At 67.9% G+C, this 14,830-nt stretch carries 12 protein-coding genes, 1 other RNA gene and 1 pseudogene; 7 read left to right on the forward strand and 7 right to left on the reverse strand.

The window, feature by feature from the left end:
* Positions 1-74 precede the first annotated feature (74 nt).
* Both DT073_RS11300 and DT073_RS11305 read left to right on the forward strand, forming a co-directional pair.
* Positions 75-1,445, forward strand: a complete 1,371-nt coding sequence (locus DT073_RS11300; RefSeq protein ID WP_164478182.1) for an FAD-dependent oxidoreductase — start codon at positions 75-77, stop codon at positions 1,443-1,445.
* Positions 1,446-1,486: 41 nt separating this feature from the next.
* Positions 1,487-2,815 (forward strand): flavin monoamine oxidase family protein, encoded by a 1,329-nt coding sequence (locus DT073_RS11305; RefSeq protein ID WP_124293480.1) that lies wholly within the window; start codon positions 1,487-1,489, stop codon positions 2,813-2,815.
* A gap of 18 nt (positions 2,816-2,833) precedes the next feature.
* Here DT073_RS11305 and DT073_RS11310 read toward each other — a convergent pair whose 3' ends face one another.
* Entirely contained in the window at positions 2,834-3,994 is a 1,161-nt protein-coding gene (locus DT073_RS11310; RefSeq protein WP_240638584.1) for an ROK family protein, read from the reverse strand.
* Positions 3,995-4,159: 165 nt separating this feature from the next.
* On the opposite strand from DT073_RS11310, the gene DT073_RS11315 reads away from it, so the two are divergent.
* From DT073_RS11315 to DT073_RS11330, 4 genes are read left to right on the forward strand one after another with little or no spacing between them, the layout of a single operon-like run.
* Positions 4,160-5,470 (forward strand): ABC transporter substrate-binding protein, encoded by a 1,311-nt coding sequence (locus DT073_RS11315; RefSeq protein ID WP_124293482.1) that lies wholly within the window; start codon positions 4,160-4,162, stop codon positions 5,468-5,470.
* Complete coding sequence (locus tag DT073_RS11320; protein ID WP_124293483.1) at positions 5,467-6,378, forward strand: carbohydrate ABC transporter permease; 912 nt, start codon at positions 5,467-5,469, stop codon at positions 6,376-6,378. Before DT073_RS11315 ends, DT073_RS11320 begins: the two co-directional genes overlap by 4 nt.
* On the forward strand, positions 6,375-7,319 hold the full coding sequence (locus tag DT073_RS11325) for a carbohydrate ABC transporter permease (RefSeq protein ID WP_124293484.1): 945 nt from the start codon (positions 6,375-6,377) through the stop codon (positions 7,317-7,319). The genes DT073_RS11320 and DT073_RS11325 overlap by 4 nt, the downstream gene beginning before the upstream one ends.
* Positions 7,320-7,365: 46 nt before the next feature.
* Positions 7,366-9,060: a glycoside hydrolase family 13 protein gene (locus DT073_RS11330; protein ID WP_124293485.1), complete on the forward strand. Its 1,695-nt coding sequence runs from the start codon at positions 7,366-7,368 to the stop codon at positions 9,058-9,060.
* Between the two features lie 22 nt (positions 9,061-9,082).
* On the opposite strand, the gene DT073_RS11335 is transcribed toward DT073_RS11330, so the two are convergent.
* Positions 9,083-11,587, reverse strand: coding sequence for a glycoside hydrolase family 65 protein (locus DT073_RS11335; protein WP_164478183.1), 2,505 nt, complete (start codon positions 11,585-11,587; stop codon positions 9,083-9,085).
* 109 nt (positions 11,588-11,696) lie between these two features.
* On the opposite strand from DT073_RS11335, the gene DT073_RS11340 reads away from it, so the two are divergent.
* Positions 11,697-11,912, forward strand: coding sequence for a dodecin family protein (locus DT073_RS11340; protein WP_124293487.1), 216 nt, complete (start codon positions 11,697-11,699; stop codon positions 11,910-11,912).
* A gap of 22 nt (positions 11,913-11,934) precedes the next feature.
* On the opposite strand, the pseudogene DT073_RS11345 reads toward DT073_RS11340, so the two are convergent.
* The 5 genes and pseudogenes from DT073_RS11345 to DT073_RS11365 form a co-directional block, all read right to left on the reverse strand.
* Positions 11,935-12,186 (reverse strand): annotated as a pseudogene (locus tag DT073_RS11345) (AI-2E family transporter); the annotation flags it as partial.
* An 84-nt stretch (positions 12,187-12,270) separates the two neighbouring features.
* Positions 12,271-12,639, reverse strand: a transfer-messenger RNA (tmRNA) gene (ssrA, locus tag DT073_RS11350).
* A gap of 156 nt (positions 12,640-12,795) precedes the next feature.
* The gene (locus tag DT073_RS11355) at positions 12,796-13,602 is read right to left on the reverse strand and encodes an anti-sigma factor (RefSeq protein WP_124293488.1); all 807 of its coding nucleotides are present in this window, start codon (positions 13,600-13,602) and stop codon (positions 12,796-12,798) included.
* Positions 13,589-14,167 (reverse strand): RNA polymerase sigma factor, encoded by a 579-nt coding sequence (locus DT073_RS11360; RefSeq protein WP_124293489.1) that lies wholly within the window; start codon positions 14,165-14,167, stop codon positions 13,589-13,591. The genes DT073_RS11355 and DT073_RS11360 overlap by 14 nt, the downstream gene beginning before the upstream one ends.
* Before the next feature lie 8 nt (positions 14,168-14,175).
* Complete coding sequence (locus DT073_RS11365; RefSeq protein ID WP_240638585.1) at positions 14,176-14,823, reverse strand: class F sortase; 648 nt, start codon at positions 14,821-14,823, stop codon at positions 14,176-14,178.
* Between the last annotated feature and the right edge of the window lie 7 nt (positions 14,824-14,830).

The following is a 14,830-nucleotide window of genomic DNA, read 5'->3' on the forward strand; positions in this document are numbered from 1 at the left end:
GCGCCGAGGGGGTGCGAAGCCGCGCTACGGTTTCCTCACACGCCCGGCTCGGCGATTCGGGAGGCATGAAACGGATGGGTTTCGACCACGCCATCGTCATCGGCGCAGGCATCGGCGGTCTTCTCTCCGCTGCGGCGCTGTCGCGCCGGTTCGGCAGCGTCACCGTCATCGAGCGCGACAGGCTGCCCGACGTGCCCCTCCATCGCCGGGGCGTTCCCCAGGATGAGCAGATGCATGCCATCCTCGCGATCGGGCAGGAGTCGTTCGAAGACCTCGTTCCCGGTGTGGCTGGCGAATTCCTCCGAGCCGGAGCGGCCTGGTACGACTCTCCTCGGGGAATCGCGAGCCTGAGCTCGCAGGGGTGGGCCGCCCGCGGTCCCAGTGAAGCGTGGATCTACGGCATCCGCCGCGTGGTCCTCGAAGACGCCCTCCGCCGCAAGGTCACCGAGATCCCGCAGGTGCGCATCGTGGAGGGCCAGGTCGTGGGACTGCACCCAGGAGGCGAGGACGCCGTGAGAGGCATCGTCCTCAAGGGAATCGGCAGACCACATCTCCACGCCGACCTCGTCGTGGACGCGTCGGGCCGTACCTCGCACGCGTCGGACTGGCTGGCGGAGCTCGGATTCGTCCCGCCGCCCGAGCAGGAGATCGTGAACACGGTGAGCTACGCCACCGCCGTCGTCCGACTCGCCCCGGGGACCCTCCGCGACGACATCCAGGGCTACCTCATCCCGCCATTGCCCGAGAGCCCTCACGGGGCGGTCCTGCTGCCATGCGACAACGGTCTCCACCAGATCGTCGCGCTGTCGCAGTCCGACAGTCCGCCGCCGGCGACGCGCGAGCGCCTCATCGCCCACCTCGAGGCGGTGAGATCACCCGTAGTCGCCGAGGCTGCGCGCCGAGCGGACTTTCTGGGCGATCCCAAACCGTTCCGCATCCGTGGGTCGCGTCGGCGCCGGTTCGAAGACATGCCCGTGCACCCCGATGGATTCGTGGCCATCGGCGATGCGGTGCTCGCCCTGAACCCCATCTACGGTCAGGGGATGTCGGTTGCTGCGGTCGAGGCGCGGACGATGCGCGACATCCTGCTCGAGACGGCGGATGCCACGGGGGCCGCGGGACGCATCCAGGAGGCTTTCCGCCCGACTCTCGACTTCGTCTTCGATTCCGTCGTCCGAAGCGACGGTGTCTTTCCGGGCGCGATGCTGCACGGGCTGGAGCGGCCCGCCGCACCGAAGTCCCGCGTGCTCGGCGCCCTGGCGACCGAGGACTGGAAGACGGCGGTGGCGCTGCGATACGCCGGTCACTACTTCAGTGCCGAGCCGCTGCAGGCCCCCGAGATCCGCAGCCGCGCTCGCGCCTGGGCCGCCAGCGGCCGAAAGCCCCGCAGACACGATCCGCGAGACATCCCGCGGGCCTTCGACGGGGCACCGCTGCCGCGATAGCGTCGAAGGCACGCGGCGTCGATCGCGGACAGGAGGCGGCGATGGAGCACGTGGACACGATCGTGGTGGGGGCTGGGGTCGCCGGGCTGACCGCCGCGAGACTGCTGCGGGCAGCCGGCCAGCGGGTCATCGTGCTCGAGGCCCGTGAGCGCGTCGGCGGCAGGGTTCACACTGCCCGCGCCGGTGGGCGGGTGACCGATCTCGGAGCATCCTGGATCCATGGGATCACCGACTCCCCGGTTGCCGACGCCGCCCGCGCGTTCGGCATGCGGATGACGGAGTTCACCGTCGGCAGCTTCCAACCCGATGGCCGCCCGATCGCGTATCACTCTCCGGATGGCACACGGATGCCGGAAGAAGCGGCGGCCGCCTTCGCCGCCGACGTCCGCACCGTGGACCAGCGTCTTCTGGAGGTCATCGCCCGATCGGGGCCCGGGGACTCGTACCGCGACGTGACCGAACGCGCCATCGCCGATCAGGGGTGGGATTCCGAGCGCGCCCTCCGAGTGAGGGAATTCGTCGAGCATCGCACGGAGGAGCAGTACGGAGCGTGGATCGAAGACCTCGCCGCCCACGGCCTGGACGACGATCAGGTCGAGGGCGATGAGGTGGTGTTCCCCGACGGATACGACCGCCTCCCCGCTCACCTCGCCGAAGGTCTCGACGTGCGCCTCGGTCACGTCGTGACCCGAGTCGCCTGGCACGCGTCGGGCGTCGACGTGACGAGCGACCGGGGCACGGTGACGGCCGCGGCGGCGGTGGTCACCGTCCCCGTGGGGGTGCTGCAGTCCGCGTCGTTCACCTTCGACCCGCCCCTTCCGCCCGCCGTCGCGGAGCCACTGGCGCGGCTGCGGATGAACGCCTTCGAGAAGGTGTTCCTGCGTTTTCCGACACGGTTCTGGGGCGACGGTGTCTACGCCGTGAGACAGCAGGGACCCGAGGGACGGCGCTGGCACTCGTGGTACGACCTCACGCCGCTGCACGATGAACCGACGCTCCTGACGTTCGCCGCCGGGCCCGCGGCGAGGGAGATCCGCGCCTGGAGTCACGATGAGATCGTCGCATCGGTCATGGAGCAGCTTCGGAGACTCTTCCCCGGAGCGCCCGACCCGGTGGACGTGGAGATCACCGACTGGCAGGGCGACCCCTTCAGCCACGGGTCCTACGCGTACATGACGGTGGGGTCTGTCACGAGCGACCACGACGACCTCGCCGCGCCCGTCGGCGGCGTGCTCCACCTCGCAGGCGAGGCGACGTGGACGGATGATCCCGCCACTGTCACCGCGGCGATGTGCTCCGGCCATCGTGCGGCCGAGCGTGTCCTCGGAAGGCACGTCGCGATGGAGAGCGTCTGGAACACCGCGTTCTGACGACGGCCGGCGGCGTGATCACGCCGGCTGGGCGAACCGGGGAAGATCGAGAATTCCGCGTCGCGCCTCCTGCACCGCCGCGCACACGGCCCCGAGCGAGACGATGTCGGCTCCGAGCTCAGAGGCGACGATCCGCGGGGCGGGGAGGTGGAGTGTGTCGGCCACTGACCTTCGGGCCGCCTCGATGAGCGGCGCCGCCCCGTCGGCGACGGCGCCCGAGACGATCAGCAGCCGGGTGTCGAACAGACTCCCGAAGACACCGGCGATCACGGCGAGCGATCCGCCGATCTCGTCGGTGATCCGGCGGGCGCCGGCGTCGCCCTGGGCCGCCGCGGCGAAGACGTCCTTGCCCTCGATGTCGGCAGGCGCCATCCGGCGCAGGATGCTCGAGGTCGGGAGCGCGCCCGTGGCCATCGCCGTGCGGGCGAGCTCGACTGCCCGGTGACCGAACCCCCACGCGCTGTCGACGCCCCGGACATGATCGAAGGCGACCATCTCGCCGGCGCCGCCGTGCGCGCCCGTGAGCAGACGCCCGTCCACCCAGACACCGGCACCCAGACGCTCTCCGGCGAGGAGGACCACGAAATCGTCGCACCCGCGCGCAGCGCCCAGCGTGCGCTCGGCGACCGAGGCCAGAGACGCGTCGTTCGCGACCTTCACGATGGGCACCCATTCTCCGAACATCCGCGCGAACCCGGGGTTCATCCGCGTCCAGAATTCCGCCCGGTCGGTCGGAGATTCGCCGCGCGCGTCGACGGGCGCCGGGAGACCCACGCCCATCGCCGCGACCTCCGATCGGCCGACTCCGGCGATCTCGAGCGCGCGGTCCACAGCGCGCACTGCTGCGCGTCGCCTGATCTCGGGCGCATCGTCATCGGCGTCCACGACGAGGTGTTCGACCGCTCGGGTGTTCCCCCGGAGATCCGACACCGTCGCGGTGAGATGGCCCCGGCCCGCGTCGAGGCCCACGACGAAGGCGGCATCCTGACGGAATGCGAACCGACGTGCGGGACGACCCTTGCGGTAATCGCCGACGGCGCGGGCGTTGGGGAGTTCGACGATCAGTCCGCGGGCGACGAGCTCGTCGACGACATCGATCGCCGTCGACCGCGTCACCGCGACGCTCTCCATCACGTCTGTCGCGGTGAAGACCTCCGCGTCCCAGGCATACCCGATCACGCCCAGAAGGCTCGCTCGCCGCGGCGAGAGGGGGACGACACCCGCGTATGACAAGGGGTTGACCTTTCTCGTGTTCCTTTGCATTATGGATGCCAGGAACTTGATTCGCGGCATAAATTTAATGCGGCGAGCAAGTGAGTGACAACTCTGACGAAGGACGATGACGTGCCTCCTGGAACCCCTGCCCGTCGCGCTGCCGCGACGATCTCCCTCCTCGCCCTCGCCGGCGCCCTCCTCGCGGGGTGCTCCGCCGACGGCCGCGAGACCATCCGCTTCACCTTCAGTAAGAGGGAAGCCCTGGACTTCATGAACCAGCTCGTGTCGGACTACAACTCCTCCCAGGACCGTGTCCGGGTGGAGATGGACACGTCGGGCGTCGACGTGGTGTCCGCCAGCTTCGTCCGCGGCAATCCCCCCGACATCATGCTGGCCAATTACAACTACGAGGTGGCCCGCTTCGTCGACCGGTGCGCTCTCTCGGACCTCTCCGACACGCAGGCGGCATCGACGGTGCGTGACGACCTCGACGTGCTCATGGCGCAGTACGGCTCGTGCGAAGGCCGGACCAGCGCCCTTCCCTACTCGGTGATGGCGTCGTCGGTCATCTACAACCGCGCGATCTTCGAAGAGAACGGCCTCGAAGTCCCTCAGACATGGGACGAGCTCATCGCCGTCTGCGACGCGCTCGAAGCGGCGGGCGTGACACCGTTCTACGCCACCTTCAAGGACGACTGGACGGTCGCCCAGGGTTGGTACGACTACGCCATCGGCGGTTCCATCGATGTGGTCGACTTCTTCGACCAGCTCGCGGCGGAGGGTGCCGATGTCGGCGAGGAGTCGGCGGTGTCCTTCCAAGACCAGTTCGCCGAGCCTCTGGACAGAATGGCCGAACTCACGGCCTACACCAATGCCGACGCCGACTCGCGTGCCTACAACGACGGAAACCTCGCGTTCGCGCGCGGTGAGGCGGCGATGTATCTGCAGGGGCCCTGGGCGCTCGCCGAGATCGCCAAGACCGATCCCGACCTGGAGCTGGGAACCTTCCCGCTGCCGATGACCGATGACCCCGCTGATCTGAAGGTGCGCGTGAACACCGACCTCGCCGCGATGATCCCCGAGGAGTCGCGCCACCAGGATGCCGCTCGCGACTTCCTGGAGTTCCTCTATCAGCCCGAGAACATCGAGGCCTACAACGAATCCCAGCTCGGATTCGCTCCGACCGAGGGGGCACCCCCGCCGAGCGATCCGCGTGTCGAAGGGATGACGGCCTACTACGACGAAGGAAAGTTTTACCAGGGCCCCTCCGTCCTCGTGCCCAAGACCATCCCGGTCTTCAGCTACGCGCAGGCCTTGGCCCTGGGCGCCGACACCGAGTCGACCCTGCGGACGATGGACACCGATTGGGCTCGACTGGCATTCCGCTCGCCGCTTCCCTCGAGCGAGACCGACGCGCAGGGCGAGGAGGCCACGCGATGACCGCCACCGAGACGATCGTCGCAGGATCGGCGGCGACACGCCGCTCCCGGCGACGAGTGGAACCCATCTACTACCTGTTCCTCCTCCCGAGCCTGGTGCTGTTCACCCTCGCGATCACGGTGCCGGGGATCGTCGGGATCTTCTTCAGCTTCACCGACTCCATCGGCATCGGCTCATGGAACTTCATCGGCCTGACCAACTACATCGCCCTCTTCAGCGACCCCGCCATTCTGCAGAGCTACCTCTTCACCTTCGGGTTCGCCACGGCGACGGTCATCGTCGTCAACATCGTGGCGTTCCTCTTGGCCGTGGGGCTCACATCCCGCATCCGGTTCCGCACCGGGCTCCGGACGATCTTCGTCATCCCGATGGTGATCTCGGGGATCATCATCGCGTACGTCTTCAACTTCCTGTTCTCCAACTCCGTGCCCTCTCTCGGTCAGGCCACCGGGATCGGATGGCTGCAGGAGAGCCTGCTCGCCAATCCCGACCTCGCCTGGGTGGCGATCGTGATCGTGACCGCCTGGCAGGCGATCCCCGGCACGCTCCTCATCTACATCGCCGGGCTCCTGTCGGTTCCCGGAGACGTCTACGAGGCCGCGGACATCGACGGGGCCAACAAGCGCCAGCAGCTGTGGCGCATCACCATCCCCCTCGTCGCGGGATACGTCGTCATCAACGTGATCCTCGGATTCAAGAACTTCCTCAACGCCTACGACGTCATCGTCGGCCTCACCAACGGCGGGCCGGGAACGGCGACCAGAAGCATCGCGATGAGCATCATCTTCGGTTTCAACAGCGGCGACTACGCCTACCAGATGGCCAACGCGACCATCTTCTTCATCGTCGCCGTGCTCATCTCCATCCTCCAACTCTCCCTCACGCGCGGAAGGAAGGTCTTCCGATGACCACGCAACCCGCTCTGTCCGCCGAAACCGCCGAGGGCGAGCTCATCGCCGACCGCGAGAACCGGAAGTCCCGTTCCGCCGACGAACGGCCGAGGCCGAAAGCACGGGGCCGCGTCGGCCAGGAACGCGTCAACTGGTCGACGACGGTGATCCTGATCCTCTGCGCCGTGACCGTCCTGCTGCCGCTGTACGTCACCATCTCGATGTCGCTGAAGACGTCCGCGCAGGCCGTCGACGGCAACGCGTTCTCGCTGCCGGCGCCCTTCAGCTTCGACGGCTTCGTCGAGGCGTGGACCCTCACCCGCTTTCCCGTCGGCGCGGCGGTGTCGCTCTTCGTCACCGCCGGCACAGTGATCCTGACGATCATCCTGGCCGCCTTCGCCTCGTACGCGATCGTCCGAAACTGGGATCGACGGCTGTTCCGCTACTCGTTCTTCTATCTGCTCGCGGCGATGTTCATCCCGTTCCCGGTGGTGGCACTTCCCCAGATCCAGCTGACCGGACGCGTCGGCCTGGACAACCCGGTCGGGGTGATCCTGCTTGCCACGATGTTCCAGCTGAGCTTCAGCGTGCTGCTGTTCACCGCCTTCCTGCGCTCGATTCCCTACGAGCTCGAGGAGAGCGCCCGCATCGACGGTGCGAGCACCTGGCAGACGTTCTGGAAGCTCATCTTCCCGCTTCTGGCGCCGATGAGCGCCACGGTCGGCATCTTCGCGTTCCTCTACGCGTGGAACGACTTCATGATGCCGTCGCTGATCATCTCCGACCCGAACCTGCAGACCCTGCCGGTGCGCCAGAACCTCTTCCAGAGCCAGTTCAGCAACAACTACAACGTCGCCTTCGCGTCGTACCTCATGGCCATGGCGCCGGCGATCATCGCCTACCTGTTCACGCAGCGCTGGGTGATGGCGGGCGTCACGCAGGGCGCCGTCAAGGGCTGACCCGCACACCCTCCCGAACCGATCACCTGAAAGGAAACCCGTCCCCGTGACATCCGCCGGCACCTCCGCCCTCCAGACCGCCGACCCGCACGAGATCGAGCTGCCCGAGTGGTGGCGCCAGGCCGTGGTGTACCAGGTCTATCCCCGCAGCTTCGCCGACGCCGACGGCGACGGCATCGGTGACCTGCGCGGCATCCTCTCGCGTGTCGACCACCTGCGCGAGCTCGGCGTCGACGCGATCTGGCTGAGTCCGTTCTACCCCTCCGAGCTCGCCGACGGCGGATACGACGTCGCCGACTACCGGGATGTCGATCCGCGACTGGGAACCCTCGACGATTTCGATCGGCTCGTAGAGGCGCTTCACGCGGCGGGCATCCGCATCGTGGTCGACATCGTGCCGAACCACACCTCCGACCAGCATGCCTGGTTCCAAGAGGCCCTCGCCGCCGGGCGCGGTTCGGCGGCACGGGATCGCTACATCTTCCGCGACGGCACCGGGCCTGACGGGTCCGAGCCGCCGACCGACTGGGTCTCGGTCTTCGGCGGCCCGGCCTGGGAACGTGTCGCCGACGGCCAGTGGTACTTCCACAACTTCGCCGTGGAACAGCCCGACCTCAACTGGGACAATCCCGACGTCCGTGCCGACTTCGTACGCACGCTGCGCTTCTGGGCCGACCGGGGCGTCGACGGGTTCCGCATCGACGTCGCGCACATGCTCACGAAGGACCTCACCGAGCCGCTGCCCTCCCGGACGGAACTGGAGGCACTCCCCCGGGACGGCCAGCACCCCCTGATCGACCGCGATGACGTGCACGATGTGTACGCCGAGTGGCGCGCGGTGTTCGACTCGTACGATCCGCCCCGCACGGCCGTCGCCGAGGCCTGGGTCGACCCGGCACGCATCCCGCTCTACGCCCGCGCCGAGAGCCTCGGTCAGGCGTTCAACTTCGATCTGCTCGAGGCCGATTTCAACGCGGGGCAATTCCGTCGGATCGTCGGCTCCAACCTGCTGCTGGCGGCGGAGTCGGGCTCGTCGACCACCTGGGTGCTCTCCAATCACGATGTCGTCCGACACGCGACGCGCTATGGCCTCCCCGACGCCGAACGCGGACAGGACGGTCGACCGGTGCGGAAGCACGGCAACGAGTGGCTGCTCTCCGGCGGCCGCACGCCCGAGCTCGACCGGGACCGGGGACTGCGCCGGGCACGGGCGGCGATCCTCTTCGTCCTCGGGCTCCCCGGCTCGGCCTACATCTATCAGGGCGAGGAACTGGGACTGCACGAGGTGGCCGACATCCCCGTTGCCCAGAGACAGGACCCCACCTTCTTCCGCAGCCCCGGCGAGGACATCGGCCGGGACGGATGCCGCGTCCCCCTGCCCTGGTCTGCGGCCGAACCGGCGTTCGGGTTCGGCGGCAGCTCTCCGCATCTCCCGCAGCCCGCCTGGTTCGCGCGATCGGCCGCGTCGGAGCAGACGGACGACCCGGCATCGACGCTCAGCCTCTACCGCGACGCCCTCGCCGCGCGGCGACGCCTGCAGACGACCGAGAGTCTGGAGTGGATCGAAACGGGGCGTGATGATGTGCTTCACTACCGACGACCCAACGGGTGGACCGTGATCACGAACTTCGGCACCGAACCCTTTCCTCTGCCCACGGCCATCGGTCCCGTCCTCTCTTCCGAGCCGGTCGCGCACGGTCTGCTCCCCGGAGAGACCACGGTCTGGTTCGACGCGGTCTGACGACGAGAGCCGACGTGTAGAGCTAGGCGGGAGGCTCGGCGGGGCCCGCGCCCGGCCGCGCGCGCCGCACCGTGATGCTCTCCCCGGGGACGAGGGTGCGACGTGCGTCGTCGATGAGGATCGTCACCGGCTCCGGCGAGCCGCCGTGCGCTCGCAGTTCCAGCGCTGCGTGGGTCGCGGCCAGCTCGAGCCGGTGGCCTCGGTAGCGCAGGCGAGTGGACAGCCGTGAGATCGCATCGGGCAGCTGCGGATGAAGGATGAGGACGTCGTCACGCACCTGGACGCCGAAATAGCATCGCTGCAGGATGTCCACCGTCGCCGCCATCGCTCCCAGATGGATGCCCTCGCGGGTGGTGCCGGGGTGGATGTCACGGATGTCGGCCCCCAGCGCGTCGCGCAGGAGATGCCAGGATGCGTGTCGATCTCCTCGCACCTGCACCCACGCGTGCACGACACGGCTGAGCGAAGACCCGTGGGTGGTGCGGGCGAGGTAGTGCGCGATCGTGGCGGGGATCGAGCGGGGGTCGAAGGCGTAGCCGAGGCGATCCAGGATCTCGGTCAACTCCTCGGCGCTCAGGACGTAGAAGAGCATGAGGACATCAGCCTGCTTGGACACGCGGTAGCGATTGGCCGAGTCCCCCTCGGCCTCCAGAAGGAGATCCAGCCGGCTGATATCGCCGTACCTGCGCCGGTAGGCGTCGAGATCGAGGTCGGGAAGCGCACCGTAGCCGTCGAATTGCGCGAGCATCCCATCGTCGAGGAACGGCACGAACAGGCGGCGACTGACCGTGTCCCAACGCTGGAGTTCCTGTTCGGTGACGCCCAGATGCTCCCACTGGTCGTCATCGCGCGCGCCGAGCACGGCGTGCGCGCGCAGGACGGCGCGCAGCAGCCACGAGGTCATGACCGCCACGTAGGCGTTGTCGTCGATCCCCTCCCCGGGACGGTCGGGATACCCGTCGTGGAATTCGTCGGGTCCCATCATCCGACGAAGATGAAACCGTCCCGACCGGGGATCCTCCTCGACCCGTGATACCCAGAACCGGGCGATGTCCACCAGCATCTCCGCCCCGTAGGAGGCGAGGAAGTTCCGGTCCCCCGACACCTGGTAGAACTGCCACACGTTGTAGCCGACGGCGAGGTTGACGTGGTGCTGCCGCCAGGAGTGATCGGGCACCCACCGGCCCGAGTGCGGGTTGAAGTTGGCCGGCGCCGTCTCCTCCCGTCCGTCGCTCCCGCTCTGCCAGGGGAAGAGCGCTCCCTCGAAACCCAGTTCTCGGGCCCGGCGACGCGCCTCGGGAAGTCGTCGGTATCGGTACATGAGCAGAGCGCGCGTGAGCTCCGGCATGCGCAGGTTCAACACCGGGAAGACGAACAGTTCGTCCCAGAAGACATGTCCCCGGTAGGCCTCGCCATGCAGCCCTCGAGCGGGCACCCCCACGTCGGCGTCGGCCGTGTGCCTCGACAGACTCTGGGCGACGTGGAACAGGTGCAGACGGATCTCTCGACGTGCGGCCTCCTGCTCCCCCGCGTGCGGGGCGTTCAGGGTCACACGCAGGCGCAGCTGACGCCAGACGTGGCGCCATTCGCCTCGATGCTCACGGGCGTCCCGCTGCGCGGATGACATCTCGTCCAACTCCCGACGAGCGGCGGTCAGCGGCTCGGAGATCGCGTGATCGCGTGATGTGAACACCGCGACGGACTTGTCGATCCGGATCGCCTGACCGTCGTCTCCGACCACGTCGATCGCCAGGGCTGCCCGGTTGCGGTCGCTCCTGCCCCACCTCACGGCGTCGAGATCGACGGAGGTCCTCGTGGCCAGTGCGACGTCGATGCGGGACTGTCTCGTCCGGACCATGACCCAGGCATCGCCCCCCTCGGTTCCGGTGAGAGGCACATCGAGGTGCCGGTTCTCCAGACCGGTGAAGGACGCGACTCCGTCGTTGGTCACCGCGGCATGGATCCCCGAATCGATCCGCAGCACACCACTCCATCCGTGCGGTGTGACACGGGTGAGAAGCCGCGCGCGGTGGGGGTGGCGCAGCGAAACCCAACGTTCCTGACGGATCGACGCAGCGAAACCGTCGGGTCCGCGCACTCTGGCCTCCCGGATGAGCACCCCACGGCGCATGTCGAGAAGGCGATGGTCGTGCTCCACCGTCGGCGCACCCGTCGCGGCATCCGGAGAAACGGTCAGCGACAGCCAATCCGGAAGCCGGACGATGCTCTCATCGACGCGGATGCGCCCGGCGGTGACCGTGGTGGCCCGGTCGAACACGCCGGCGACGTAGGTGCCCGGATACCACCACGGCTCGAACCGGCGGTCGGCAGCCGCGCCGCGGGTGGCGAGGTAGCCGTTCGCGAGCGTCGACAGCACCTCGCGCGTCCCCTCGAGCGCCGGATCCACCTCGCGCAGGTCGAGCTCCCACGCGCTCGCGCGCCGGCGACACAGCGGACACGGAGCGAGAAGGCCTCCGTCGCTCCCCCCCGCCCCGGCGGCGTCGTCCTCCGGGGAAGCAGGGCACATGTCCACACCCTCCGTCGCCGTGCCATCTGCCGATGGGACGAACGTCCCCCCGGCGACGACGCAGGCGCTGAGGTTGGGCTCGCAACCGATCAGAACCCAGGAGGCGGACATGTCCCAGGTCGCGAAGATCACCACGCTGAGCTCCCGGTCGGAGCTGAGCTTCGAAGATGCTGTGCGGGGAGGTGTCGAGCGGGCTGCTGCGACGTTGCGTCACGTCAGCGGCGCATGGGTCAAGGAGCAGACCGTCGAGGTACGCGAAGGAGGCATCGTGGCTTTCCAGGTGGTCCTGGAGGTGACGTTCGTCCTCGAGGATTCGGACCACTGATCCCGGGGTCTGCTGGTCCACCTCACACCTTGGTGTTCTGGCGAGGCACCACGATCTCGCGGATGATGAGCGGGATCGACGCCATGATCGGAAGGGCGACGAGCACGCCGATCACGCCCATGAGCGTCCCCCCGACGAGCGCACCGATCAGAACGAGCGCCGCAGGAACGGAAATGGCCCGATTCATCACCCGCGGGCTGATGACGTACGACTCGAGCTGGATGTAGATGAGATAGGCGATGGCGAAGATGAGCGCCTGGGTCGGGTTGCTGAAGAGGGCGACCGCCGACCCGAGCCTCCGAAAGGCCCGAGCCCCGCAGGGATCGCGGGACTCGGGCCTTCAGTGTGACAGCGGCACTGGTGGAGATGGGGGGAATCGAACCCCCGTCCATCGCTGGGATACTGCGTCTTCTCCGGGCGCAGTCTGTGCAGACGTTCTGCTCGGCCCCGACCTTTGTCACAGACACCTAAGTCGACAGGCCCAGCCTGGGAAGAGTCCCGTGTGACGTCCAGGCGCCATCACACAGCAAGTCCCCTAGATGACGCCAGAATCCGTAGCGGGAACACCTACGGTCTGACGGAGTTCAGGCTCGCTTAGGCAGCGAGGGTGAACTCAGTGCGCTTAGGTTCGGCACTTATTGGTTCGCAGAGATCGTTAACGAGATAACTCTGCATCCTCGGCCCGCTTCCCGCAGATTCACAGGCGATGTCGAAACCGATCATCCCCATGACCCCTCGAGAGGGAGCCGCCGTCACACTGTGGAATTGCCATCTCGGACGATGTTCGACCGAGCACATCAGGATACAACGGATGACGACGCCGCGCCATTCCGCAAGGGATGGCGACGCACCGGGTGCCTCTTCCCGGGGCGCCGCCACCACGTCAGGCGAAGTCCAGCGCTCCGCGAACGATCGAGTCGCCGGAATGCGTCGGATCCCCGTCGACCGGCTCGTCGGAGACATCCACGAGCACGAACTCGCGAAGGTCGATGGTGTCCGGCACCACGAACTCGCCGGTCTGCCCTTCGAGCATGCCGAGACTGACGATCTCGGTGGCATCCTCGGTGATCAGCCACACTTCGCGGTTGCTGTCGGGATCGACATCGGCATCCAGGGTCACTTCGATGACCGTCTCGTCTCCGCGTTCGACGACCACCGCGGACCCCTCGGCACCCGGGTGGTCGGGGAAGGCGGCCAGCTCGGCAGAGGCCAACTCGACCACCGTCGCCTGCCGTGTCAGAGCCCATCCCCCCACAGCGACGCCGAGGACGGCCACGCTGGCGGCCAGCACGAAAAGCCCGCGGATGAGCCCGCTGCGCCGCCGACGCGGCGTCGATGCCCCGCGGGCACCGCCCGATGCGCGCTCCGCTTCCGACTCCGTGGGGTCCATGAGATCGGTCTCGACCCGAGGGTCTATCTCCGAGGTGGCCGCCGCGTCGGAGATCGCCGCCGGAGCAGAGAATCCGAGTTCCTCCGAGATCCGTGACCAGACGCGCTCAGGCGGGGCTTCGAGGTCTTCGAGCAGGACGGTGGACCGACCCGCCACCACGGTGCGGGTCAGAGCGGACAGCTCCACCGCGCAGCGAGGGCAGGTGCTGAGGTGATCCTGTTCTGCGGGGGTCGCCACCGGTTCCCCGATCGCAAGAAGCGTCAGGACTTCGGGATCGAGATGCGACTCAAGATGCTGCATGGCTCACCTCCAATCGGGATCGCAGACGGGTAAGACTTCGACGGATATGGCTCTTGACGGTGCCCAGCGGCATGTCGAGGCGGGAGGCGATCTGCTGGTGCGTCAGATCGTCGTAGAAGGCCAACTTGACCACCTCTTGGGCGTCCGGTTCCAAGCGGCTGATCTCATCGGCGAGAAGGATGGTATCGCCGATGTCGACCTCGGGGGCGTCACGACCCGTGGGCTCGGCGTACCTCTCCAGCTCGCGTTGCAGAGCGCCGATTCGTGCGCGCGCCTCATGGGTGTCGGCGATCCGGCGGCGGGCGATGGCGATCAACCAGGTCGACACACGCGCTTTCGCGGGGTCGAAGCTCGCGCGGGACCCCCACGCGGAGACGAACGTCTTCTGCGTGACGTCTTCGGCGTCGCTGCGGTCTCCGAGCGAGCGCAGCGCCAGGGTGAACACGACCGGCGACCAGCGCCGGTAGATCTCCTCCAGTGCCCGTTCGTCTCCGTCTCGGAACCGCTCACCGACCCCTTCGTCAGCTGCTCCCGGCGGTGATACCGCCGAATTGTCGATGCTCATGGTGGCGCTCACTCCTGTACGGGGGTGGCGAGGGCCACCACGTTGTCCTCGTAGCGGCCGATCGACGCATCGAACGCGCCACCGCAGGTGATGAGCACCAGCATGGGGGAACCGGACCGGGCGAACAAGTCATCGACAGGAAGGTCCGCCTTCTTGTAATAGGTGACCGAGTCCAGTCGGTAACGGGTGAGGTTCCCTGTGTCATCGGTCACCTCGATGAGCGTTCCCTGCGCCAGATCCCGGATGCGGCTGAAGGGGCCGATCCCGTATCCCGGCATGTCCACGTGGGCGGAGATGACAGCGCGACCCTCCGGGGACTGAGGACCAGGGCCGAAGCGATACCACCCGGCCACTGCGGGGTCTTCCGGCAGTTCCATCGCCTGGTTGGCATCGACGCCGACCGGGATCACCGGGACGTCGATCCCCGCGTCGGCCACCGACACTCGAACCGGTGCCGGTACGACGGCGGCCGGCGCCGGTGTGGCCGGTGCCACGGGGATCTCCACCGAGGGAGTCGGCGCCTGAGCGGAGATCTCCGGCGCGGGAAGCGAGGTGGCCGGCTGCTGCACTCCGGCCGATTGGGCCGGAGTGCCGCAGCCGGTGAGGGCGAGGACGAGCAGTGCCGCCAGGGGTGCTGCCCGCCTCGCCCTCATCATCCTTCTA

It is taken from the genome of Microbacterium sp. ABRD28 (assembly GCF_003850245.1).
Classification (GTDB): Bacteria; Actinomycetota; Actinomycetes; order Actinomycetales; family Microbacteriaceae; genus Microbacterium.